This is a genomic window from Chryseobacterium sp. GTID13, from assembly GCF_056172655.1.
In genome coordinates this window covers 139,495-162,919 of the sequence record NZ_JAOCMB010000006.1, presented here as the reverse complement: position 1 = coordinate 162,919, position 23,425 = coordinate 139,495, and the positions used below count along the sequence as shown (strand labels likewise).

19 protein-coding genes and 2 pseudogenes are annotated in these 23,425 nt (G+C 37.1%); 8 read left to right on the top strand and 13 right to left on the bottom strand.

Features of this window, described 5'->3' with window-relative positions; translation table 11 throughout:
* The first annotated feature begins 13 nt into the window (after positions 1-13).
* Positions 14-2,443 carry a TonB-dependent receptor gene (locus N4G44_RS16990; RefSeq protein WP_474928492.1) on the top strand — a complete coding sequence of 810 codons (2,430 nt, stop codon included), beginning with the start codon at positions 14-16 and terminating at the stop codon, positions 2,441-2,443.
* Positions 2,444-2,686: 243 nt separating this feature from the next.
* On the opposite strand, the gene N4G44_RS16985 is transcribed toward N4G44_RS16990, so the two are convergent.
* Positions 2,687-3,325, bottom strand: a complete 639-nt coding sequence (locus tag N4G44_RS16985) for an MBL fold metallo-hydrolase (protein WP_474928491.1) — start codon at positions 3,323-3,325, stop codon at positions 2,687-2,689.
* A gap of 865 nt (positions 3,326-4,190) precedes the next feature.
* On the opposite strand from N4G44_RS16985, the gene N4G44_RS16980 reads away from it, so the two are divergent.
* Positions 4,191-5,402 (top strand): type IX secretion system plug protein, encoded by a 1,212-nt coding sequence (locus tag N4G44_RS16980; protein WP_474928490.1) that lies wholly within the window; start codon positions 4,191-4,193, stop codon positions 5,400-5,402.
* A 90-nt stretch (positions 5,403-5,492) separates the two neighbouring features.
* Here the strand turns inward: N4G44_RS16980 and N4G44_RS16975 are convergent, their stop codons facing one another.
* Positions 5,493-5,750: a hypothetical protein gene (locus N4G44_RS16975; RefSeq protein WP_474928489.1), complete on the bottom strand. Its 258-nt coding sequence runs from the start codon at positions 5,748-5,750 to the stop codon at positions 5,493-5,495.
* A gap of 3 nt (positions 5,751-5,753) precedes the next feature.
* Positions 5,754-5,984 carry a hypothetical protein gene (locus N4G44_RS16970; protein ID WP_474928488.1) on the bottom strand — a complete coding sequence of 77 codons (231 nt, stop codon included), beginning with the start codon at positions 5,982-5,984 and terminating at the stop codon, positions 5,754-5,756.
* A 469-nt stretch (positions 5,985-6,453) separates the two neighbouring features.
* Here N4G44_RS16970 and N4G44_RS16965 point away from each other — a divergent pair, with 469 nt between their 5' ends.
* Positions 6,454-8,418 carry a M4 family metallopeptidase gene (locus N4G44_RS16965; protein ID WP_474928487.1) on the top strand — a complete coding sequence of 655 codons (1,965 nt, stop codon included), beginning with the start codon at positions 6,454-6,456 and terminating at the stop codon, positions 8,416-8,418.
* 74 nt (positions 8,419-8,492) lie between these two features.
* Here the strand turns inward: N4G44_RS16965 and hemH are convergent, their stop codons facing one another.
* The 3 genes and pseudogenes from hemH to N4G44_RS16950 all read right to left on the bottom strand — a co-directional run bounded on the left by hemH (position 8,493) and on the right by N4G44_RS16950 (position 10,952).
* On the bottom strand, positions 8,493-9,521 hold the full coding sequence (gene hemH, locus N4G44_RS16960) for a ferrochelatase (protein ID WP_474928486.1): 1,029 nt from the start codon (positions 9,519-9,521) through the stop codon (positions 8,493-8,495).
* Positions 9,522-9,535: 14 nt separating this feature from the next.
* Complete coding sequence (locus N4G44_RS16955; RefSeq protein WP_474928485.1) at positions 9,536-10,063, bottom strand: NADPH-dependent FMN reductase; 528 nt, start codon at positions 10,061-10,063, stop codon at positions 9,536-9,538.
* A gap of 12 nt (positions 10,064-10,075) precedes the next feature.
* A pseudogene (locus tag N4G44_RS16950) lies at positions 10,076-10,952 on the bottom strand (NifU family protein).
* Between the two features lie 174 nt (positions 10,953-11,126).
* On the opposite strand from N4G44_RS16950, the gene N4G44_RS16945 reads away from it, so the two are divergent.
* Entirely contained in the window at positions 11,127-11,654 is a 528-nt protein-coding gene (locus N4G44_RS16945; protein ID WP_260542615.1) for a gamma carbonic anhydrase family protein, read from the top strand.
* A 307-nt stretch (positions 11,655-11,961) separates the two neighbouring features.
* On the opposite strand, the gene N4G44_RS16940 is transcribed toward N4G44_RS16945, so the two are convergent.
* Positions 11,962-12,366 carry a hypothetical protein gene (locus N4G44_RS16940; RefSeq protein WP_474928484.1) on the bottom strand — a complete coding sequence of 135 codons (405 nt, stop codon included), beginning with the start codon at positions 12,364-12,366 and terminating at the stop codon, positions 11,962-11,964.
* Between the two features lie 127 nt (positions 12,367-12,493).
* On the opposite strand from N4G44_RS16940, the gene N4G44_RS16935 reads away from it, so the two are divergent.
* The gene (locus tag N4G44_RS16935) at positions 12,494-14,623 is read left to right on the top strand and encodes a helix-turn-helix domain-containing protein (RefSeq protein ID WP_474928483.1); all 2,130 of its coding nucleotides are present in this window, start codon (positions 12,494-12,496) and stop codon (positions 14,621-14,623) included.
* A gap of 54 nt (positions 14,624-14,677) precedes the next feature.
* Here the strand turns inward: N4G44_RS16935 and N4G44_RS16930 are convergent, their stop codons facing one another.
* Complete coding sequence (locus N4G44_RS16930) at positions 14,678-15,187, bottom strand: hypothetical protein (RefSeq protein WP_474928482.1); 510 nt, start codon at positions 15,185-15,187, stop codon at positions 14,678-14,680.
* Positions 15,188-15,345: 158 nt separating this feature from the next.
* Between N4G44_RS16930 and N4G44_RS16925 the strand changes: the two genes are divergently transcribed.
* From N4G44_RS16925 to N4G44_RS16915, 3 genes are all read left to right on the top strand, one after another.
* Entirely contained in the window at positions 15,346-16,350 is a 1,005-nt protein-coding gene (locus tag N4G44_RS16925; protein WP_474928481.1) for an LLM class flavin-dependent oxidoreductase, read from the top strand.
* Positions 16,351-16,417: 67 nt separating this feature from the next.
* Entirely contained in the window at positions 16,418-17,539 is a 1,122-nt protein-coding gene (gene ribB / locus N4G44_RS16920) for a 3,4-dihydroxy-2-butanone-4-phosphate synthase (protein ID WP_474928480.1), read from the top strand.
* A 115-nt stretch (positions 17,540-17,654) separates the two neighbouring features.
* Positions 17,655-18,236: a Crp/Fnr family transcriptional regulator gene (locus N4G44_RS16915; RefSeq protein WP_474928479.1), complete on the top strand. Its 582-nt coding sequence runs from the start codon at positions 17,655-17,657 to the stop codon at positions 18,234-18,236.
* 178 nt (positions 18,237-18,414) lie between these two features.
* Here the strand turns inward: N4G44_RS16915 and fmt are convergent.
* From fmt to N4G44_RS16890, 5 genes and pseudogenes are all read right to left on the bottom strand, one after another.
* A pseudogene (fmt, locus tag N4G44_RS16910) lies at positions 18,415-19,358 on the bottom strand (methionyl-tRNA formyltransferase).
* 84 nt (positions 19,359-19,442) lie between these two features.
* The gene (locus N4G44_RS16905; protein ID WP_474928478.1) at positions 19,443-20,006 is read right to left on the bottom strand and encodes a helix-turn-helix domain-containing protein; all 564 of its coding nucleotides are present in this window, start codon (positions 20,004-20,006) and stop codon (positions 19,443-19,445) included.
* A complete protein-coding gene (locus N4G44_RS16900; protein WP_474928477.1) occupies positions 19,961-20,344 on the bottom strand; it encodes a hypothetical protein in 384 nt (127 codons plus the stop codon). Before N4G44_RS16900 ends, N4G44_RS16905 begins: the two co-directional genes overlap by 46 nt.
* 58 nt (positions 20,345-20,402) lie before the next feature.
* On the bottom strand, positions 20,403-21,293 hold the full coding sequence (locus tag N4G44_RS16895; RefSeq protein ID WP_474928476.1) for an NmrA family NAD(P)-binding protein: 891 nt from the start codon (positions 21,291-21,293) through the stop codon (positions 20,403-20,405).
* Between the two features lie 173 nt (positions 21,294-21,466).
* On the bottom strand, positions 21,467-23,374 hold the full coding sequence (locus tag N4G44_RS16890) for a RecQ family ATP-dependent DNA helicase (RefSeq protein ID WP_474928475.1): 1,908 nt from the start codon (positions 23,372-23,374) through the stop codon (positions 21,467-21,469).
* Positions 23,375-23,425 lie beyond the last annotated feature (51 nt).

Sequence of the window (23,425 nt, the reverse complement as noted above, 5' to 3'; positions counted from 1 at the left end):
TAAAAATCATGCTATGAAAAAAAGATCGATATTTTTAATGGCTGCCACGGCTACGCTTTATTTTAACAATGCGTATGCCCAGGAAATGCCCCAGGACTCTATCAAGACGTCTTCCATAGATCAGATCGTTATTACCGGAAACTCAGGCCCGAAAAAGAAAATAGAATCCAGTACGGCTATTTCCACTTTTACCGCAAAAGAAATCCAGAAGCAAAATCCTATCAGTGCTGCTGCACTTTTACAGAGGGTTCCGGGTTTTGCCGTTGAGACTTCAGGAGGTGAAGTAGGGAACAATCTTTTTGCAAGAGGTATTCCTTCTGCCGGAGCTTATGAGTTCGTGCAGGTGCAGGAAGACGGTCTTCCGGTTTTTGAAGACGGAGCGCTTCAGTTTGCCAATGCAGATAATTTTTTCCGTGTGGATAATTCAGTGAGCCGTCTGGAAGCATTGAGAGGAGGTTCAGGTTCCATTTATGCCAATAATTCTCCCGGTGGTCTTATCAACTTTATTACTAAGGAAGGGAGTAATGATTTTAAAGGAACAGCCAAGCTGGAAACCAGTACTTACGGCCTTATGCGTACCGATCTGAACGTAGGCGGTGCATTAGTTCAGGATAAATTGTTTTTTAATGTTGGCGGATTCTACCGAACGGATAATGGAATCAGAAAAACGGGTTTCAGAGCCAATAACGGCGGGCAGATCAGAATGAACCTTAAATACGTCTTCGATAAAGGCTATGCTAAAGTATATTACAAAAAACTGGATGACAGAAACACTTTTTTCTTACCGATTCCTCTGACCCAAAACGGAAACGATTTAAAAGAATTCTCCGGTTTTGATCCGAACTACGGAACTTACAGCTACAGAACAATCAGCCAGCTGAATATTCCTCAGGCAGGAGGCGGTTTTTTCAGCAGAAACCTGGAAGACGGAATTCATCCGAAAGTTGATGTTTTAGGAGCTGAATTTAAATATGATCTTGGAAATAACTTCTCTGTTTTAAACAAAACAAGGTATACCAATATCAATATGAATTATACAGGGATTTTCCCGGCAGGAGGTCCTCAAACCGGAGCAGACTTTGCAAAGGCTAATGGAATAACCGGAAATAATTATCAATATTCATTAGTAGGCAGCGGAGCAGTTGTAAATCCGGCTTTTGTTCAGGAACTGGGCTTCTGGGCTATTGATAAGCAGATGAATAATTTTGTGAATGATCTTCAGTTCAATTATAAATTTGACAAAGGAAATGTAACAGCCGGTTTCTATAAATCAAACTGGAAATCTCATCAGTACTGGAACTGGAGTAATATTCTGACAACAGCAACAGATAAACCACAGCTTCTTAATTTAGTTGATACTTCTCTTACTCCAAATTCTACAGGTTATTCTAAAACTTATAACGGAGTTACGGATATGTCTTTCCTGTTAAGAGACTCCCAGGTTCAGGGAAGTTTGAATGATCTGTATGCAAATTTTGATTATAATGTTACAGATAATCTGAGCATTAATGCAGGTCTTCGTTATAGCCGTGATTTCTACAAAGGATATTCTGTAAATACCACAACTGCAAACCTGAATAATTCCGGCCTGACTACTGATGGAACACATAGCTTTGCTACAACAACAGCAGATGATAATATGAGTGTTCTGGGAAATAAATATAATTACTGGAGTTATGACATTGATAAGGTTTCCTATACTTTGGCAACGAACTATAAAATCAATAAGGAAAATGCGGTTTACGCCCGTTTTTCTCACGGATTCAGATCACCAAATGAAGAGGCTTATTACAATTATTTCACCACTCCTAATCCTGACCAGCCTTTAAAGCCTGTATTAACCAATCAGGTAGAAGTGGGGTATAAGTATTATTCCCGTACATTTGATGTTGCAGTGATTCCTTTTTATTCCACACTTAAAAATCTGTCATTTACAGACGTATTTTCCAATGGAACTTCAGAAAATACCTTTGCCAATACTAAAAACTATGGAGTTGAGCTTGAAGGGTATGCAAGATTGTTTAACAATATATTGGAACTTACTTTCAACGGAACCATTCAGAATCCAAAATATAGTGGATTGGAAGAAGGAAGCCTTTTGGAAGGAAATGTGGTAAGAAGAATGCCAAAACTGTATTTTAATATTTCACCGGCTGTGAATATTACAAAACAGTGGAGAACCTATGTAAGCTATAATTACTATGGAAAACGTTTCCAGGATCAGTTGAATGTTCAGACTTTACCGTCATTCAGTGAATTTGGAGCCGGAATGTCTTATCAGCTTGGAAAAATCCGTTTTGCAGTTGATGGAACAAATATCTTTAATACAATCGGTATTACGGAAGGTGATCCAAGAGCCGGTTCTCCAACCGGAGACGGAACTATTATGGCAAGACCAATCATGGGTGCAGCTGTAAGAGCTTCCATCACCCTGGATTTTTAATACTTATATTTTCTTCATAAAAAACCGTCAGGATATTTTTTCTGACGGTTTTATTTTGGTTGTGAATTGTGAATTTTAGAGCCAAGAATCAAGAGCCAAGAGTCAAGATTTTAGACTTCAGATATGAGATTTCATTCAACATATTAGAACATAGACTCTCATCATCTCAAACTCTCCCACTCTCAAACCCGAATCCCGCAGCAATTAACCTCGCATCCCGTACCCCGAAACTCGTATCGCGTTTTACTTAAAAAACGGATTATACTGCTTCTCGAATCCGATCGTAGTAGGATTTCCATGGCCTGAGAAAACCTTGGTTTCATCATCCAAAATGAATAATTTATTCGTGATACCGGTGATCAGCTGGTCATAATTTCCCTTATAAAGATCAGTTCTTCCGATGCTGCCTTCAAACAGGACATCACCTGAAATCATGAATTTCTGATCTTCATTGTGATATACAACGCTTCCCGGAGAATGACCGGGAACATGATAAATTTTAAACTTTTCCCCGTCCAGTTCAAGCTCTTCACCTTCTTTTACGTATACGATGTCTGCTTTTACGGGATCCACAGAGAATCCGAATCTCATTCCGCTTGCCTGAAGCATATCCAGTACTTCCTGATCATCCTGATGCATATGAACCGGAACCTTAAAAGTGTCAAACGCCCACTGTAATCCTAAAACATGATCAATATGAGCATGGGTAAGAAGAATCTTTTCGATTTTCAGCCCGTTTTCAGAAATGAAGCTTTCAATAGCTCCGGTTTCCTGTTCGTTCATATTTCCCGGGTCAATCAGCCAGGCATTTTTATTCTCGTTGTAAAGGATATAGGTATTTTCGCTGGCAAAATTGAATACGAAGCCTTGAATCTGAAGCATATTATAATATTTTATGGAGACAAATTTAGTTACAAAAGTTCTGTATTGAAATATTTGAGCTGATTTTTAATTGAAATATTTAATAATAAAAGATTCTTTGACTTTGCTCAGAATGATATAGTATAAAACTATTTTATTTCTTGTCATTCTGCTGTTTAGAATATATAATTAAATAAGTTTTCTAAAACTGATTGGTGTACCCATAAATTATACATAGCTAATAACTCCAGTAATAAAATTGCCCCAAACGCAGAAACAGATCCTGATGTAATTTTATTTTTAAATAAATATCTAAGATAAAACACACAACATGTTTGGACAATAATAAATTCTATAATATACATTTCTTTATTTTTAAGTTCTTTTTTTGGAAAAATTACTATATTACTAAAGCAATTTATTAAAAAGATCATAAATTGTTTTGATTGTAAATATGCCGATTAATACTATTAGAGTATACATTCCTGCTTTAGGTTTTATCCATACATTTTCTTTAAAATATTTACTTTTTGAGACATAATTTATACAGATAAATAGGACTGCAAAATTATAAATCAACTCTAATATTAATAATGTAATTATATTAGGTATAATACCGGAGAAGATATATTCAAAAAAATACGCTAGAATTAATAATAAACAAACGACAGGAAAGAAATAACTACTATCAAATATTTTTCTCATAAAATTAATTACTTAAATGTTGTGTCTCTTCAGTATTGAAAGGTATAATAAATCCACCGAATAATTGTTGGTATTTCCTGTCTCTTTCTTATTAGGTCTTTATTTTTTGAAGTTATTTATTTATGCTAAAACTTTCACATCCTCTATGGTTTAAAATTGATTTTTCGCTATCTTCGTCATAATGAAAACTTTGCGAATACTTTTACTTTCTTTAAGCGGACTGGTTTTTGGACAGAACATCCAGAGCATACAATTATTCAATCCGCAGACGAACGATGAAACACCTGTTATCAAATTCGGTGAACAGCTGGTTTTAAGCTTTGATGACCTTACGAATGCCAGTGAAATCTACAGATATACGATTAAGCATTACGACAGAAACTGGAATGATGACAACCTGTTTTTTACCCAGTTTGCCACCGGAAGCCTGAATGACCTTCTGGATCAGTTCCAGTATTCCTTCAACACCCTGCAGGCTTACACGCATTACAAGCTTAGCTTCCCAAATGATAAAATACAGCCGAAAATATCAGGGAATTATGAGATCATTGTGTATAAAGATTCAGCAGACAGGCCACTTTTTAAAAGACGTTTTTATCTGGTAGAAGATGCGGCCACAATTGCGTTGAACATTTCAAGAATCGCGGACGCCAGAAATCCCAATGTGAATCAGAGAGTAGAAGTGAAAGCTACTTCAAAAGGAGGGGACCTGTCTTCCAATGTTAATTCCATGACCTTAAATGTCATGCAGAACAACAATCCGAATGTGGTGGTGAATAATATGAAACCAAGTTCTACATTAGGAAATCAGTTGCTTTTCCAGCAAATGAACTTAACATTCCCCGGCAATAACGAATTCTATTATTTTGACAATAAGAATATGAATATGGCGGCAGATATGGTAAGCGCTACAGAACTGAAAGATGGGGTTAACCAGACTTATCTTCATCCTGTCTGGGCTTTTCCTCTTAATTATCAGTACCAGCCTGATGTAAATGGTGCATGGTATTACAGAAGAAATGATCTGGGACTGGAAAGAAACGCTGAAAGGGAAGCTGACTATTCATGGGTTTATTTTTCCTTAGATTCCGATCCTGTAGATAAAGAAATTTATGTACTGGGAGGTTTTAATGATTTTAAGCCGAGCAAAGAAAACCAGATGCAGTACGATGCTGCCAACAAGAAATATGTAGCCAGAATATTTCTGAAACAAGGGTTCTATAATTATATCCTTGCTACAAAAGAAAGCAACGGATCTCTGAATTTCGGAGAAATAAACGGTAATTTCTGGCAGACTGAAAACCTGTATCAGGCATTTTTGTATTATGCGCCTTTCGGGCGTAATTATGACGGCCTGATGGGATATGGTGAATTCAGAACGCCTGTAAAATAATAAGATCACATTCCATAAAAAAACCTTATAATCTCTATAAGGTTTTTTGCCAGTGGCATATAAATATAATAATAGTTTTCAGGTCGTTTTTTAATTCAATTCTTTAAAAATAGCTGTTATAAATAAATTTTCTTCGTTTTCGAAAACATAATGAATAATGACTGGGAAGTTTTCCATTTTATTCACAGCAATTTCACTGGACTTTATTGTTGAATTTGCCAGGATCTGATTAATAGATGCTTTCAGATCATCAAGAAAATCTATCCCTTTATTTTCTTTTTCCGTATTAAAAACACGCATAAGCAGCCTTATGTCATTTTTGGCAATAGAAGAGAGAAGAACATTCATTTTTTAGGCACAGTTCATTTTCAGGTCGGAAATATTTTCATAAAAATCAAGTTTTGTTTTTGGGTTTTCCTGATGAAACTGAATTCTGTACAAAACTTCGTCAATCTGAAACTGGGGAACAGATAATCTGTTCTGGATTTCTAAATTGTCAACCATTTTTGCCAGGGTTTCCAGCAGTTCGGGTGTAAAATTCTCAATCTTATGGACTAAAATTTTGGCTGTTGCATTCATCATTTCTAATTTTTTGGGTTAATGAAGCTGTTTGATAGGGTAAAGGTAATAAAAATATTTAATATTTGTATTTTATTGTTGAAAAATTATGGGTTATTTTGTTTTATTTATGTTTTTTTTAGATTGTTTTGTTTTTTTATGGGGGGTATGTTTTTTTTTTTTTTTTTTGATTTGCTTTTATCATGAATTATTATGAATATTTTGTTTTGGGAGACTTTAAATTGATAGAGTAATCAATATTATGCATTGCATATCGAAAAAAATATTTCATAAAATGTGGAATTATATAAAAATTATTAGTCTATAATTTTTATAGAGATAAAAATATTTTGAATTAACTTCAATGTTTTTAAAAAATAGTTAAATTAAAAATACTCATTTAATCTATTTTTTAAATTTTATTTATTTGTATCATTGTTTCTTTGCGAAAAATATATAAATTCGTTCTCACGTTCAAACAAAATAATTTTTTATGAAAACAAAATTTATCTTTGCAGTCAGTATTGCAGCCTCTGCCTTTGTTTTTGGGCAGGAAAATCCATCAAAATTAATCTCCGGTAAAAACGGACTTCATGCGGAACTCATCAGGTTCGATAAAAACGGACCGGATTTTAAAGGTCAGCCGGTTTTATTTGATGAAACATCAAAGAGAGTGTCTCAGGGAGAAGGTCTAAAATTAGGTTCAGAAAAAGATGCGCTTGGTTTTGAGACCCACAGATTCCAGCAGACAATTAATGGTATTCCTGTAGAATACGGAATGATGGCAGTACAGACAAAAGGAGGCAAGGTAGTAGGGGAAACCGGAAAATGGATCCTTAAAGCACCTGCATCTGCAGAAAAGAAAGCAGCTATTTCTGAAAGTATTGCATTACAGAGTGCTTTATCTTTTGTAGGTGCCGAATCTTATAAATGGCAGAACAAAGAGGAAGAGGAATTCCTTAAAAACGAATCCAAAAACCCGAATGCCACTTTTGCTCCAAAAGGAGAACTGGTGTACTATTCAGATCCTTCTGATGAAAAGCTTGCCGATTTAAAGCTTGCTTACAAATTTGATATCTATGCAGAAAAACCATTAAGCAGACAATACGTTTTCGTAGATGCTAAAAGCGGCCAGGTTTTAGGTATCAATGCTTTAATTCATGAAACCAATGCTCCGGGAACTGCTACAACAGCTTATAGTGGAAACAGAGCTATTGTTGCTGACTCTTATAACGGAAGCTACAGATTAAGAGAAACCGGAAGAAATACCGGAACTGCTGTAGAAACATACAACCTGAAAAAAGGAACCAATTATTCGGCTGCAGTAGACTTTACAGATACTGATAACAACTGGAATAACGTAAACACCAACAAAGACCAATATGCTACTGATGCTCATTGGGGAGCCGAAATGACCTTAGATTATCTTTATACAAAGTTTGGCAGAAAGAGTATCGATAATAATAATTTTGCCATAAAATCTTACGTACATTACTCAACCAACTATTTTAATGCGTTTTGGGATGGTTCCAGAATGACTTATGGAGACGGAAGTTCTACTACAAACGGAGGCAAACCGCTAACTGCTCTTGATGTTTGTGGTCACGAAATTACGCATGGAATGACTTCAAAAACGGCCAACCTTGCTTATCAAAGAGAATCGGGAGCTTTAAATGAAGGCTTTTCTGATGTCTTTGGAAATTCTATTGAGCTTTGGGCAAGACCAACACAGGCAAGCTGGAAGTTAGGGGAAGATTTTAGTTATGTAATCAGAGATATGGCTAATCCTAATGCTTACAGCCAGCCTGATACTTACAAAGGAACCTACTGGAAGGATGCAAGTAGCTCTTGTACTCCTCAGGGAAATCCAAATTTGCCGGGATATAACGATTATTGCGGAGTTCATACCAACTCAGGAGTACTTAATTTCTGGTATTATCTGTTAGTAACCGGAGGTTCAGGTACAAATGATAATGGTTTCGCTTATAATGTTACAGGAATCGGATTAGATAAGGCAGCAGCAATTGCTTACAGAACATTGACGACTTATCTTACTTCTTCTTCTGCCTATGCCAACGCAAGAACAGCTTCTCTTCAGGCAGCAGCAGATCTATACGGAGCCGGCGGAGCTGAAGTTACTCAGGTAACCAATGCATGGAATGCAGTAGGTGTTGGAGGAGGAACTTCCGCAGCAGGAAAAGTAGCAGCACCACAGGCTGTACTTTATACCATCAGCCCGAATCCGGCTACCGACAAATTTACTGTTGAATTTGAAGGAAAAGAAGGAAATGGAATTGTAGAATTAGTTGGTTTAACAGGGAAAAAAGAAGTTTCTGAAAAAATCAAAACTATAGATGGTAAAAATAAAGTAGATATTCAGCTTCCATCTAATATACTTTCCGGAATATATGTAGTAACGGTTAATGGGCAGAAAGCAGGAAACCTGATCAAAAAATAAATTTTAATATATTTCTCCAAAAAGGGCCACAAAATAAATTTTGTGGCCCTTTTATTTATTGATGGATTTCACTCTTAAACTAAGTAGAAATCATTCAGTTTTTCTTCACACAGAATCTTTACCACCTCTATCCAGCGGTCTTCATCGTTAAGACATGGGATATAGTGGAAATTCTCTCCGCCTCCATGCAGAAACTGTTCCTTACCTTCCACTGAAATCTCTTCCAGGGTTTCAAGGCAATCAGAAACAAAAGCAGGGCAAACAATAGCCAGGTTTTTCACTCCCTTTTTCGGAATCGTTTCTAATGTTTCATCCGTATAAGGTTCTATCCATTTGTCTTTTCCTAATCTTGACTGGAAAGAAACAATTGTTTTTTCTTTTGGAAGTCCTATTTTGGCAATTACCGCTTCTGTAGTTTTATAACACTGATGACGGTAACAGAACTGGTGGCTTGGATTATTATCTCTCGAACAACAGTCGTTAAGGTTACATGTTTTTGTAGGATCTGTCTTATAAATATGTCTTTCAGGGACCCCATGATAAGAGAACTGCAGAACATCAAAATTTGCCGGAAGCTTTTCTTTAATGCTTTCTGCCAGGCAATTAATATAAATATCCCTGTTGTAAAACGGCTGTATATAATTGATCTTTACTTTAGGAAACTTCTTTTTCCTTACTTCCTCTGCTTTTTCAATCACTGTTTCCGTTGTACTCATCGCATATTGCGGGTATAGCGGAAATAAAACGATCTCTGAAACTCCCTGATCAACTAATTTTTGAATACCTGCTTCAATACTCGGCTGTGCATATCTCATCCCGATTTCTACAGGGACATCCACTACTTTTTGTAGCTTTTCCCGGATTTTTTCAGTGATGACGATTAAAGGAGACCCTTCATCCGTCCACACTGTTTTATAGGCTTCTGCAGATTTGGCGGGTCTTGTTTTAAGAATAATCCCCTGAACCAGCAAAGCACGGAAGATCCAGCGGTAATCAATTACCCTTTCATCCATTAAAAATTCATCAAGATATTCCTTTACATCATTTACAGCCGTAGATTTTGGCGAACCAAGATTGACCAGTAAAATTCCTTTTTTATCCAATATTTTAATTTTTATTAAGAAACAGTGTTTTCGAAATCTGTTATCATTGTTGATACTTTGGCAAAGATATCACTTTCAGCCAAGCCGTTAGCGTTAAACTTTCCCTTTATGCCTTTTATTAAAAGCTGATGCCGGTCCTCCGTCCGGGCTCCAAGTGTTTTCAGAATCATGATCAGTTCTTCATGTCCCTTTTCTCCGTTGGCAGAAGCTGTTACTACAGCAACCGGCTTTTCGGAAAAAACAGTGGTGGAAACACACCATTCCAGTAAGTTTTTCAGCCTGCTCGGAATACTGAAAATATATTCCGGGGTGGAAAATAAAATACCGTGTGCATTTTCAATTTCCTTCCTGATTTTCAACACTTCATCGGGTGTATTGCTGTCTGTTAATGAAGTATCAAAATGGGGAAGTACCGAAAGGTCATCCCGGATTTTGAAATCAGTATCCGGATGTTGATCCAGAACCTGTTCTATTAATTTCTGATTGCTGGAATGTTTTGTAGCACTTCCGATGATGATCAGAATATTTTTCCCGGGTGGCATGGTAAAAATCGATTATCCGTTTACAGCTTCCACTTTTTCCACTAAGTCCGGAACAAATTGTTTTAAGATATTCTCAATCCCGTTTTTCAAAGTAGCGGTAGAGCTTGGACATCCTGAACAGGCTCCCTGTAAAAGCATTTTGGCTGTTTTATTTTCCTGGTCATATTCCATCAGGGAAATTTTACCACCGTCATTTTCTACTGCAGGGGCAACATATTCATTTAAAATATCTGAGATCTTCTGTTCGTCATCCGTATATTCTCTGTTGATGATCTTTTCAACAGGATTTTCATGCTTCTGAGGCTCAAGGTTGGAAATTTCCCTCCGTTCTGAAGGTATTCAGCAATAAAACCACGTACAGGCATCATTACCTGGTGCCATTCCACAGAGTCATCTCTTGTTACAGCCACAAAATTATCGGAAATGAAAACTTCCTTTGCAAAATCGAATTCATTAAAAATAGCCTGAGCTAAAGGAACACCTTCTGCTCCGTCTTTTGATTTTACTTCCACAAAGCCTTCAATAAGAAGTTTATTGGCAACAAACTTCATCGCGCTGGGATTAGGGGTCATTTCCGCATAGACCTGGTAAAGTTCCTTTTTTTCTGAAGGTAAATTCTTGGATTTGCCAATAGTTCATCCTCGATAACGTTTTTCAGGCTTTCAGCTACATGTTCCCATTCTACCGTGTCCTGTTTCGCTACAGCTACAAAATTGGCCGTAATGAAAATTCTTTCCACAAAAGGATAATTGAAAAGTTCCTGGGCTAAAGGAATTTCTGAAATATCTGAACTTCTGTCCAACTCTAAAGATCCCGGGATCAGGTTATAATCCGCGACAAATTTCATCACTTTCGTGTTTTCAGTTGGTTCTATAAGTATCGTACGCATTTTTTCGTTAAATTTGAGATACAAAAATACGCAATTAGAAATTAGAAGTCGGAGATTGGAAATTAGATTTTTGCTATCACGGTTATTTAAAAATCGAACTTGGAAGTTTAAAATAGCTGTTGCAGGCCTTATTATTTTCAAATTGACTCATTTTCAAATTATCAAATCAATATTATGGCAATTGTAAAAGAACTTTTAGGAAAAACACCTCAGATAGGAGAGGGTACATTTTTGGCAGAAACGGCAACCATTATCGGGGACGTTACGATGGGAAAAGACTGCAGTATCTGGTATAATGCAGTGATCAGGGGAGATGTGCATTATATCAGAATGGGGGATAAGGTAAATGTTCAGGACAATGCCATGCTGCACTGTACCTATCAGAAACATCCTCTGGAGATCGGGAATAATGTTTCCATCGGACACAATGCCATCGTTCATGGCTGTACCATTAAAGATAATGTACTGATCGGTATGGGAGCGATTGTTATGGATGCCTGCCTGGTAGAAGAAAATTCTATCGTAGGAGCCGGTTCTGTGGTGACGCAGGGAACTCACATCAAATCAGGAGAAGTATGGGGCGGAGTTCCCGCAAGGAAAATTAAAGATATTTCTGCCCAGCTATTGGAAGGTGAAGTAAACAGGATTGCAGATAATTATGTGAAATATTCTTCGTGGTATAAGGAAAATCTGGAAGTTTGAGGGGTAAAGAAGGTGCGGGATACGAGGTTAATTGTTGCAGGTTATCAGGTACGGGTTTCCAAACTCACAATGAAAGTCTGATGTCTGAAATCTGAAATCTGAAATCTGACATCTAGCATCTTGATTCTTGGTTCTTGACTCTTAATTCTAAAAACTCCCATTCACTTGCGAAGCAAAATTCACGATTCACCATAAAAAAGCTCCATCATAACGACAGAGCTTTTTTTGATCCTTAGTATTAACTCCTGAGTGAGTTTTTTATGTTGAAGATTCAACAGGATATCAAACCTTTGCTTTGATTTTTTCTTTATTGTTCCGCTGTTATAAGCTGTGCTTTTCCGTTAATACATTTTACGGATGTAGGCGGCATTACCATCATACAGTCGGAAGTAATATTATATTTTTCATTGAAGGCTTTTACCTTCTGAGTATATTCCTCAATTCTTGGAAGAATGGTAGTTTCTATCTTTTTAGGATAGGCAATATATTGCTGAGGTCCGCCACAGGCTTTAGCTCCCATCGGGGCAAACGTCCATTCGGAGGCATTGGTACATTTTTCTCTGGATGCTTCAGATTCAATGGATGCTTTTAATTTATCCAGCTGTGCCTGCTCATATTTCTGGCTGTCTTCATCTGCTGGTCTTTCAGAAATATCTTTAGGCAGATTGGTATTAACGTTCTTGGATGTATTGCATGAAACCAGGGCAAACACAGTGCATAATACTAATAGTGGAGTATATATGAAATTTTTTTCATTATAATTTCTTTTCTGTTAAAGAATTTTCAAAAGTTATGCCAAGGTAAGAAAATCAAATTCATTTCCGTAATTTTGAAGCACAATGAACAATCATTTTTTTGACTTAATAGAGCATACGAACAGAAGCGTTTTTCTTACAGGGAAAGCAGGAACCGGGAAAACTACTTTTCTTAATGAATTTGTAAAGAAAACGAGAAAGAAGTATATTGTGGTTGCTCCTACCGGAATTGCTGCAATTAATGCAGGAGGAGTTACTATCCATTCCATGTTTGGGCTGCCTTTAAGGACTTTTTTACCTACTACCGACCGTATTGATGGAAGTTTGGCGAATAATATTGCCGACCTGATGCCACATTTTAAATACAGAAAAGATAAGCTTAAGCTTTTAAGGGAAGTGGAAGTTCTTATTATTGATGAGGTTTCCATGCTGCGGGCTGATGTTCTTGATATGATGGATTTCTCATTGAGATTTATCAGAAGAAACAACCAGCGTTTCGGTGGGGTACAGATGCTGTTCATTGGAGATCTTTATCAGCTTCCACCTGTGGTGCGGGACGAGCATATTTTAAAGATATGCTATGATTCACCTTTTTTCTTCGACAGTCATGCTATTAAAGATATTCCGCTACTGACGATTGAGCTGACTAAAGTGTACAGACAATCGGACGAAAAGTTCCTGGATATTCTGAACGCCATCCGTGACGGAGATGTAGCCAATATAGATTTTGACGAACTTAACAGAAGGTACGATCCTGATTTTAAAGCAGGAACAGAATCTTACGTCTATCTGTGTTCGCATAATAAGATGGCAGACGAAATCAACCAGGAAAAACTGGAAGAAATTGATCTGACCGTAAAAACCTATGAAGCTAAACTTTTCGGTGATTTTAAGGAAAACCAGTTTCCGAACGAACAGTTTCTGGAATTAAAAGTCGGGGCACAGGTAATGTTCATCAGAAATGATATTACCGGTGAGAAGAAATATTTCAATGGAAAGCTGGGGGAAATTTCTGCTTTGGACGATAATGAGATCAAAGTGGTTCTCGATGGCAGCGAAAGGGAAATAACAGTTAAAAGAGAAGTCTGGGAACAGAAAAAGTATTTCCTTGATACTGAAAAAAACATCAAAGAAGAAGTGTTGGGAAGTTTCGAGCAGTTTCCCATCAAGCTGGCGTGGGCAGTTACCATTCATAAAAGCCAGGGGCTGACATTTGATAAGGTGATCATTGATGCCGGGAAAAGCTTTACAGCGGGACAGGTTTATGTAGCACTGTCCAGATGTCGTACATTGGAAGGAATTGTTTTGAAATCCAAAATCACACCTGAAGTTATTTTCAAGGACAACAGGATTCTGCAGTTCCAGGGAAGTACTTTAGCCAATGACAATGTAGAAGCTATCCTGAACCGTGAAAAATATGATTACAGCATCAAAAAAGTACTTCGTACGGTAAACTGCCTGTGGTTTCTAAATGAAGTGGAAGAGTGGAATAAACTTTCAGTCACCACAAAAAATATCGATCATGTAAAGACCAATCAGCTTTATCTTCAGCTGAAACATGAAACCACCAACCTTGGGAAAATCTTCGAAAAGCTGGAAAGAGTGATCTCCCAGAAAGTGAATAATTTCATTGAAAACAAGGAAGAATGGTCTGATATTGAAAGTAAAACCAAAGGAGCGGTTAATTTCTTTTTTACAGAAATCAGGGACAAGGTTTTTAATCCGCTGAAAGAATTTTATGCAGAAATTAAAGGGGCAAAAGGTCTGAAACAGTACAATGAAGAATTCAGGAACTGGCTGGAAGATACCGAAGAATACCTGAACAGTCTGAAAGAAATCCATTTGCTGGAAACGAAACTTTTAGATGAAAAAAATGATAAAGAAATCAGTTTAAAGATTGCAAAAGTACCTTCACAGGTTCTCACTTTCCAATTATTTGAGCAGGGGAAAACCATCGGAGAAATTGCTTTGGAAAGAGGTCTTGTAAAAGAAACTGTGATCGGTCATCTTGCCAAATTTGCAGAACAGGGACTGCTTGATATTTCAAGAGTAATTACTTCAGATAAGATCAAAGCCTTTGAAAATGAGTTCTATAAAAATCCTCACGAAACTTTAACCGAGTGGAAGAATGCTTTGCCAAATGATTTTGAGTTTAATGAGATCAGGATTTTGATTAATCATTATAATTATAAGAAAGAGAAATCAAATAAATAGTAAGCTTAGTTATGGTTCTTCGAATATCAATTTAGAGTTGATATAATGATTTTTCTATTTTTTTAGTTGTTCAAAATTGTACAGTGTAATAAAATCGATCTTATGTTGCCAGATCTCATTTGTAGAGGTTGTTGGAAATGCCCCGGATATTGAGGTATTCTCAAATTCATCTTTAAAATAATATTTTATATCTGCTTTATAATTCAAAGGGATTTTTAAATTATTTCTTAGGTTAAGTAAAGTTTTCCAATCCTTATTTTCTTTTCCATCATTGTAATAGGCTCCCATAAAAAAGATTTCAACTGTGTTGTCTTTAGGATTTTCAGAAAAGAGTTTTTGAGATTTACTTAATGAATAGTATTCTTTATATGGCTCAATATTTAGTACACGATATTCATATTTACCATCTTTAATTTCTTTAAGCTCAAGAGTTATTTTTGAACCGATTGGAAAAGTAAAAATACCATAATCAGTTGGAAATTTAGTTGGAATGTTTTTATGTTCCTGCGAATTTAATTTACTTGTAAAAATTAAAATTGCAAAAATGAATAATATTTTTTTCATGTATCAAAATAGTCTATAAACAAAAGTAAGCAACCTAAAATCAATTTCCAATAGTTTTTGCCTGAACTCCTCAATCTAACCTATCAATTACAAAAAGTAACTAATGCAATTTATAAGGCTTAAATTTGTTTGGTTTTTCAGACCTAAAATTTAACTATATGAAAAATTTTGAAATATCGGTGCTTGACCTTGCTCCCGTAAAGCAGGGAAAAAGTATTCATGATACGTTTCAGGACAGTTTGTCTTTGGCCAACCATACTGAACATTTAAATTATAAAAGATTCTGGCTCGCTGAGCATCACAATATGGAAAGTATTGCCAGCTCTGCCACCACGGTTCTGATCGGGTTTATTGCCAACGGAACCAAAACCATAAGAGTAGGCTCCGGCGGAATTATGCTTCCCAACCACAGCTCGCTGATCATCGCAGAACAGTTCGGAACACTTGAATCTCTTTTCCCGGGAAGAATAGACCTTGGTCTGGGAAGAGCTCCCGGTACCGATGGAATTACGGCTCAGGCCTTGGGAAGAAATCCTGCCATCATCAATCAACAGTTCCCGAGACAGATTCTGGAACTTCAGAAATATTTTTCGAAAGAAAACTCTGACGCCTTAGTTCGTGCCATTCCCGGTGAAGGACTGGATATCCCGCTTTACATTCTGGGATCCAGTACAGACAGTGCCTGGCTGGCTGCAGAACTTGGATTGCCTTATGCTTTTGCGGGACATTTTGCCCCGGAGCAGATGGAAATGGCATTCAATATTTACAGAGAACATTTTGAGCCTTCTGAACAGCTGGATAAGCCTTATGTCATGGCTTGTATCAATGGTGTGGCGGCAGAAACTTCAGAAGAAGCCCATAAGATTTCCACCACCTTGTTCCAGGCATTTATCAATATCATAAGAAACGACAGGAAACCTTTTGCCCCGCCGGTAGATGATATGGATGATATCTGGTCGCCCATGGAGAAAACAATGGTGCTTCAGAAACTGAAATATACATTGATCGGAGATCAGGCAGAAATAGAAGAAAAACTGAAAGATTTTCAGGAAAAGTTCAATGTGGACGAATTAATTATCAATTCGCATATCTACGATCATCAGAAAAGATTAAGGTCTTATGAGATTTTCAGGGATGCAGTAAACTCTTTATCCAAAGCCTAACAAACCCTTCATATTAATTGGCAGATGCTTATTTTTATAAGTATCTTTGCACAAATAAAAAGTAAACATGTCTGATATTAAATTGAATACTATTCCAGAGGCTATTGAAGACCTTAAAAATGGTAAAATAATCATAGTAGTGGATGATGAAGACAGAGAAAATGAAGGTGATTTTCTTTGTGCTGCGGAATTGACGACACCTGAAATTATCAATTTTATGGCACTCCACGGAAGAGGGCTGATCTGTATGCCGCTTCCTGAAAAAAGATGCGATGAGCTTGGTCTTGAAGTGATGGTAAGCAGAAGCAGCGATCCTAAGGAAACCGCTTTTACCGTTTCAGTAGACCTTCTTGGCAACGGTACTTCTACCGGAATTTCTGCCAGCGACAGGGCAAAAACCATTTTAGCCTTGATGGATGAAAAATCCAAGCCGACGGATTTCATGAGACCCGGCCACATTTTTCCGCTTCGTGCAAGAAAAGGAGGAGTTTTAAAAAGAGCAGGACATACTGAAGCAGCGATCGACCTTACGAATCTGGCAGGTTTAAAAGAAGGAGGAGTGATCTGTGAAATTATGAATGAGGATGGCAGCATGTCCCGTTTACCGGAACTTCATGCTTTTGCCCAGAAACATGATATGAAGATCGTTTCCATCGAAGATCTGATCCATTACCAGCTTAAAAAAGGAAACCTTATCGAAAGACTGGAAGAAAGAAAGGTAAAAACTGCTTATGGTGAGTTTGACTTTTTTGCTTTCAGAGAAACTTCAAATGATCAGATTCATTTTGCCCTGACCAAAGGTTCATGGACTGTTGATGAACCTGTTTTGGTAAGAGTTCAGTCTTCAGATTCTTATTTTGATGTACTGACAAGACTTAACAACGGTGAAAAACCACTATTGGAAAAAGTTACCAATATGATCAATGAAGCAGGAAAAGGAGCTGTAATTTTCATCAATAACGTTTCCAATTCCGAAAATACGCTGAGAAAGCTTCAGCAGTTCCTGAATTACCAGGACGGGCAGGAGCAGCATCCTACTTTGGCGTACAATTACAGAGATTACGGTATCGGAACACAGATCCTGAAAAATCTGGGGATCAATAAATTTAAAGTAATCACACAGAACCCTAATATCAAGCCACAGGTTGGCGGATATGATGTAGAGGTAACCGAAATGGTTCAGCTGTAAAGGTGAATTGCGACAAGTGAATTAACTTCATTGCCAATTTTCAGAAAGCGAAATTTAAAATAAATTCAATATAAAAGGTTTAGGATTTTTCTAAACCTTTTTTTATTTTTAAACCATGACAGAGTCTTTAAAAAAACACATCAGGCAATACATTGAAATCTCGGACGAAAAGCTGGAAAGATATTGCAGTGCTTTCAAGGTTAAGAAATTAAAGAAAAAAGATTTTCTTCTGAAAGAGGGAGACATCTGTGAAGCTGAAGGATTTGTAGTAAACGGATGTTTTAAAGTTTTCCGTACAGATAAGAATGCAGACGAGCAGATCCTGTATTTCGGAGTGGAAGACTGGTGGGTTTCGGATATTGACAGCTTTATCAATCAGATTCCGTCCCAGCTTAATATTCAGGCTATTGAAGACAGCGAGATTCTTTTAATTTCAAAAGAAGATAAAGACAAGTTCTACCGTGAGATCCCTGAAATAGAAAGCCTGATGAGGTTGAAGTTCCAGATGTCAATCATTGCTCTGCAGCGTAGGATTATCGATAATCTAAGCAAACCTTCCGATGAACGCTATCAGGATTTTTTGAAAGAATATCCTAAAATAGCTCACCGTCTTACCAATATCCAGATTGCGGCTTATCTTGGCGTTACGCCTGAATTTATCAGCAGAATCCGCAGAAAAATTGTGAGCAGAGACTAGAAAATGTTGAAAATTATTGTCAATGGTGAATTTTTTAGAGCCAAGAAACAAGAACCAAGAGTCAAAACTTTAAATATCAGATTTCAGACTTTTACGACTAAGTTTGTAAACTCGTAACTCTTATCTCGTAACCCGCAACCCGCAACAATTAACCCCGTATCACAACCACCGAACCTGACTACAAACTGATCTCATCAAAATTTCTGAATCCGTTCAGGAAATCTTTTACGGTCATTCTTTTTTGCCCTCAAGCTGAAGTTCCTGTGGAAAATAGACGCCATCTTCCGTATAGATTTTGAATTCATTCTTAGAAATTTCCAACGTTCCGGAAGTTTTTCCATGATCGGTAATTTCGAATTTTCCTGCAAAAATCTTTAATCCTTTTTCCTCTTCTCCAATTTTTATAGTCGTGAAAGCAGCCGGATAAGGAGACATTCCAAGGATAAACTGATGAACGGTTTTTGATGGGGCTTTCCAGTTGATTCTGGTATCTTCTTTAAATATTTTATAGGCATTTTTAGGATGCTCCACATGAGGCTGGAGTCTTTCGGTAATGGTATTTTCTGCCAGGCCGTCAAGAGTTTTTACCACCAGCTTTGAGCCCATTACCATCAATCTGTCGTGCAGGCTTCCTGCATTTTCATCCGGCAAAATTGTCAGCTCTTCCTGAAGCAGAATATTGCCTTCGTCTATTTTTTCATTAATGAAGAATGTCGTAGCGCCGGTTTTTTCTTCGCCGTTAATAACCGCGTAATTAATAGGGGCCGCTCCTCTGTAATCGGGAAGCAGCGATGCATGAAGGTTGAAAGTTCCCATTTTAGGCATTTCAAAAAGAACCTTGGGCATCATTCTGAAGGCAACCACGACAAAAACATCGGCATCCAGTTTTCTAAGTTCTTCCAGAAACTCAGGATTTCTCAGCTTTTCGGGCTGGAAAACCGGGATGTTGTTTTCTGAAGCATATATTTTTACCGGCGACTGATGGATCTTCTGTCCACGGCCACTGGCTTTATCTGCAACAGTTACAACACCTACGACTTGATGATTGGAATGATGAATAGCCTCCAGAGAAGTTTTTGCAAATTCCGGGGTGCCTAAAAAAACGACTTTCAATGATTTCATGGGACAAAGATAAGTTTTTGATCTGAGAGTCGGAAGGCATTAGCGTTTGAAGCCGGAGAGTTATAGAAATGATAAGTATTGTGACTAATGAAATCCGGCTCTAAACTCTAATGGAGTTTGATTGGTTTTGTTTTTAAAGAGCTTGCTGAACGATTGGGAATGCTCAAACCCGAGCTCATAAGCTATTTCGCTGACAGATAATTCTGTAGTGGACAACTTTATTTTAGCTTTTTCAATCAGCTTTTCATGAATATGCTGTTGAGTGGATAGTCCTGTGATGGTCTTCAGCACAGTATTCAGATAGCCAGAAGACAGATTGAGCTTCCCGGCAACAAACTGTACTGTAGGAAGTGAACTAACCTCACCTTCAAAATAAAATTCCAATACCTCTTCGAATTTACTTAAAATTTGATGGTTGGCTTTTTTACGGGTAATGAACTGACGCTGGTAAAATCTTTCCGAATAGTTCAATAGAGTTTCTATCTGGGAAATGATAATCTGTTGGCTAAATATGTCGGTATTTGTATTGTATTCATTATCAATATTTTCTAAAATGCTGACAATAGTAGCTTCTTCTTTTTCAGAAATAAATAATGATTCGTTTACTTTATAATCAAAGAATTCATACTTTTTAATTCCTTTTGCCAAAGAGGTATTCCAGAAAAATCCGGGTGTATCAATAATGTCCAGCCTGCATGTTTCGCGTTTGTCACAGTATCTGTCTCAATGCTAAAGACCTGGCCGGGTGCAATAAAAAACATTACGCCATCGTCAAAATCATGTTCTAGCTGCCCGTATTTCATCTTTGCATCAAAATCCCGTTTTACAGAAACCGCATAAAAATCGTAGAATAGGTGCAAAGGCTTATCATGATTTAAATTGGGATAGGTCTTGAAATTGATCAGGCTAATCAAAGGGTGTTGTGGTCCAGGAAGGCCCATCAGTTTATGATAATCGCTAATTGTTTTAATTCGTTGATACTGCATTCTATAAAATTAAAAAATTTATCACCTTTAATACCAAGCCTTATCTTATAATTTGATGCTAAACATTCTTATAATAAGCTGTAAATTCCTTTACAAAATCTTCTAATCCTACTTTTCCTGTAACGGTTGACTTCTCTGCGTCATAATCTTCCCTCATTTTACCGTTATGGATACTTGTATTCAAATCAATGGTATTGGATATAACATCTTCCGAAAGACCCTGCTTTTCCATATTGTTTCTGACTTCTTCATGGGTAAAGGTTTTCCATTCTAAACCAGGGATACCGATTTCTTTTCCTATTGCTTCGGCAATCTCGCTGGCAGTGCGGTCATCACTTGCAATATACCTTACATTTATACCAACGCCTGAGCTATCTGTCAATTCCTCAAATGACATATCTGCAATATCTTTGGTTGATGTGAGTACAATTTTATCATTACCTCCGTAATTGGAGCCTATGAAGCCAAGATTTTTGATCATCCCTGCAAAATGGAAGAGGTTATAATAAATATATCCTGAACGTATATGGGTAATGTTAACGGCAGGCAGTTTGTTAAGGATTTGTTCTACATCATGAGCCCCTGTAATGAAACCTGTTTCTTCCGGCAAATGGGCACCCCAGCTGCTTATATTGACTATTTTTTTTACACCGGCTTTTTTGATGGCTTCCGCATAAGCATTTCCGATAAGGTTATAATATTCTCTCGAATTGGGAATTGAATAATTGGGGGGAACCATAGTGAATACAGCATCTGCACCATTAAAAGTTTCTGTTAAAAACTCTGCATCATCTACTGAACCAATGGCCGGAATTGCTCCTATCGATTCGATTTCTGATGCATTTTCCGGACTGCGGATAACGCCAATTACTTTATGACCGTCTTTTACTAATTGCCCGGTTAAATTTTTTCCGATATTTCCCAAAGAACCTGTGACTACAATTTTCATTTTTTTGATTTTTTTGTTAATAAAATGATGGGACAAAGGTCAAATATCGTCCTGACTCTTATGTAGCCAAATCAATCTTTATTGTAGTCAAAAAATGGTTTGATTTAAAATTTTAATCAATTTTGTAAATTGTTGATTTACAGTTCAAGCAATATTTAGTTTTGCTATTGATCTCACTCATGATTCAGCGCATACGTTCTGAAATTCAGCATTTTCACTTTTCCTGAATCTAAGAGAAAGATAAGGTTTTCTAAAATATTGTTTTTAGAATGATAATTGAGCTGAACAGAAAGATCCTCAATAGTAGAAGGTCTTTTAGCCAGAAGATTAATGATCTGCTGGGAAATATTCTTCCCGAAAATGGATTGTTTGTTCTTTTCGCAAACTGAGCACTGGCCACAGTTTTTCGTATTCTTTTCTCCGAAGTAGGCGAGAATGAGCTTCATTTTACAGTAATCCTTATTTTCTATAAAAAATTTCATCTCTTCCCACTTCTGAATTTTATTTTTTTGGATATGTTCAAAAAGTTTCCAGTACTCTCCATTGATGATCCTTTCATCACGGGGTTTCAGAAATTTTATGCTGGATAAAGCTCCATCTACATATTCCAGATAGTTTTTTTGCTGGAGTTCTTTCAATCGCTCCTTGATCAGTGGTACACTTACTCCGAGCTTATTACTGACCTGCTGCTCACTGAACATAACTTTGTGGGTAGTAATTCCTGACACCGTACGAAGCAAAAGCTCTATGAAATAAGCGTCTTTCTGTGGCAGTTGGTCTATTTCCTCAGCATTGAAGAGAAGTTCCAGAGAAGAAAGGCTTTTGTTGTCGTTGTGGTAAATGATTTCCTGGTTATGCAGAAAATTAAGCACATTACTTATCTTTGCTTTGGATAGGCGGGTGAAATTCTGAATTCCCTGGATATTCAGCTGGAAAACTTTTTCCGGCAGTTCGTATTCCGCCACCTGAAAAACAGAGTACAGGTAAGTGATAATCTTTAAAAATTCTGCTTTATTGGGAGTCTGATTTTTTAGGATTTCGTCAAAATTGAGCAATTCCTGTTTGTTCCAGAGAAGGAATGCAAAGCTGTCTTTACCGTCTCTTCCAGCTCTTCCGATTTCCTGATAGTAATTTTCCAGCGAAGGGGCAGGTGAGAAGTGTATTACAAAGCGAACATTATCCTTGTCTATTCCCATACCGAAAGCATTGGTTGAAATCAGAACATGGTTGTCACTTTTATTCCAGACGGCCTGTTTTGTATTTTTCTCTTTTGTAGTTAATCCCGCATGGAAATAATCTACGTTTTTAACATTGTTTTTATTCAGGAATTCTGCAAGCATTTCTGCATCCTTCCGGGTTCTCACATAAACAATTCCCGAGTCGTTATTGTGTTTCAAAACATCAAAGACGCGTTGAAATTTATCAGAAATTTCATCTGTAAAGATTCTGATATTTTCTCTTTTAAAACTTTTCTGGAAAACAAAAGGCTTTTTAAGTTCCAGTTTATTTTTAATCTCTTCAAGAACTTTAGGAGTTGCGGTTGCTGTTAAAGCAAGGCAGGGGATCTTTGGATGATTTTTTCTGAAGTCTTTAATATTCTGATAACTTGGCCGGAAGTCCTGGCCCCATTCTGAAATACAGTGGGCTTCATCTACAGCAATGAATGAGAGCTGGATTTCTTCAATATTCTGAAGAAACTGTATATTGGTTAATCTTTCAGGGGATACATACAGCAGCTTGGTAAGGCCATCTTTGCAACGGTCGTATATCGCTTCTGCATCATATTCATCGAGCTCGGAAGAAAGATATTCTGCTTCAATACCGCGAAGCTTAAGCTGGCTTACCTGGTCTTTCATCAGAGCAAGAAGGGGAGAAATAACGAGACAGGTTCCTTCTTTCAGTAAAGCCGGAAGCTGGTAGCAAAGAGATTTCCCGGCGCCGGTTGGCAGAAGGACCAGACTGTCATTTTCTTTAATGACAGCGTCGATGATTTCTTCCTGGGAATCCCTGAATGTGTCATAACCCCAAAAATATTTGAGGGTATCATATTTCAGTTTTTGAAAATCCTGCTGAGAAATCATAAGGTAAAAGTAATAAAAGTATTACAACAAAAAAAGCCGTGCAATGCACGG

What these genes read in the sequence shown, in the direction of transcription:
- N4G44_RS16900 (WP_474928477.1), bottom strand. Translation starts at nt 20,344, where the DNA reads ATGCAGTATCAACGAATTAAAACAATTAGCGATTATCATAAACTGATG.
- N4G44_RS16930 (WP_474928482.1), bottom strand. Translation starts at nt 15,187, where the DNA reads ATGAAAAAAATATTATTCATTTTTGCAATTTTAATTTTTACAAGTAAA.
- N4G44_RS16990 (WP_474928492.1), top strand. Translation starts at nt 14, where the DNA reads ATGAAAAAAAGATCGATATTTTTAATGGCTGCCACGGCTACGCTTTAT.
- N4G44_RS16915 (WP_474928479.1), top strand. Translation starts at nt 17,655, where the DNA reads ATGACAGAGTCTTTAAAAAAACACATCAGGCAATACATTGAAATCTCG.
- N4G44_RS16975 (WP_474928489.1), bottom strand. Translation starts at nt 5,750, where the DNA reads ATGAATGTTCTTCTCTCTTCTATTGCCAAAAATGACATAAGGCTGCTT.
- ribB (WP_474928480.1), top strand. Translation starts at nt 16,418, where the DNA reads ATGTCTGATATTAAATTGAATACTATTCCAGAGGCTATTGAAGACCTT.
- N4G44_RS16955 (WP_474928485.1), bottom strand. Translation starts at nt 10,063, where the DNA reads ATGCCACCCGGGAAAAATATTCTGATCATCATCGGAAGTGCTACAAAA.
- N4G44_RS16945 (WP_260542615.1), top strand. Translation starts at nt 11,127, where the DNA reads ATGGCAATTGTAAAAGAACTTTTAGGAAAAACACCTCAGATAGGAGAG.
- N4G44_RS16970 (WP_474928488.1), bottom strand. Translation starts at nt 5,984, where the DNA reads ATGATGAATGCAACAGCCAAAATTTTAGTCCATAAGATTGAGAATTTT.
- N4G44_RS16890 (WP_474928475.1), bottom strand. Translation starts at nt 23,374, where the DNA reads ATGATTTCTCAGCAGGATTTTCAAAAACTGAAATATGATACCCTCAAA.
- N4G44_RS16895 (WP_474928476.1), bottom strand. Translation starts at nt 21,293, where the DNA reads ATGAAAATTGTAGTCACAGGTTCTTTGGGAAATATCGGAAAAAATTTA.
- N4G44_RS16935 (WP_474928483.1), top strand. Translation starts at nt 12,494, where the DNA reads ATGAACAATCATTTTTTTGACTTAATAGAGCATACGAACAGAAGCGTT.
- N4G44_RS16980 (WP_474928490.1), top strand. Translation starts at nt 4,191, where the DNA reads ATGAAAACTTTGCGAATACTTTTACTTTCTTTAAGCGGACTGGTTTTT.
- N4G44_RS16925 (WP_474928481.1), top strand. Translation starts at nt 15,346, where the DNA reads ATGAAAAATTTTGAAATATCGGTGCTTGACCTTGCTCCCGTAAAGCAG.
- N4G44_RS16965 (WP_474928487.1), top strand. Translation starts at nt 6,454, where the DNA reads ATGAAAACAAAATTTATCTTTGCAGTCAGTATTGCAGCCTCTGCCTTT.
- N4G44_RS16985 (WP_474928491.1), bottom strand. Translation starts at nt 3,325, where the DNA reads ATGCTTCAGATTCAAGGCTTCGTATTCAATTTTGCCAGCGAAAATACC.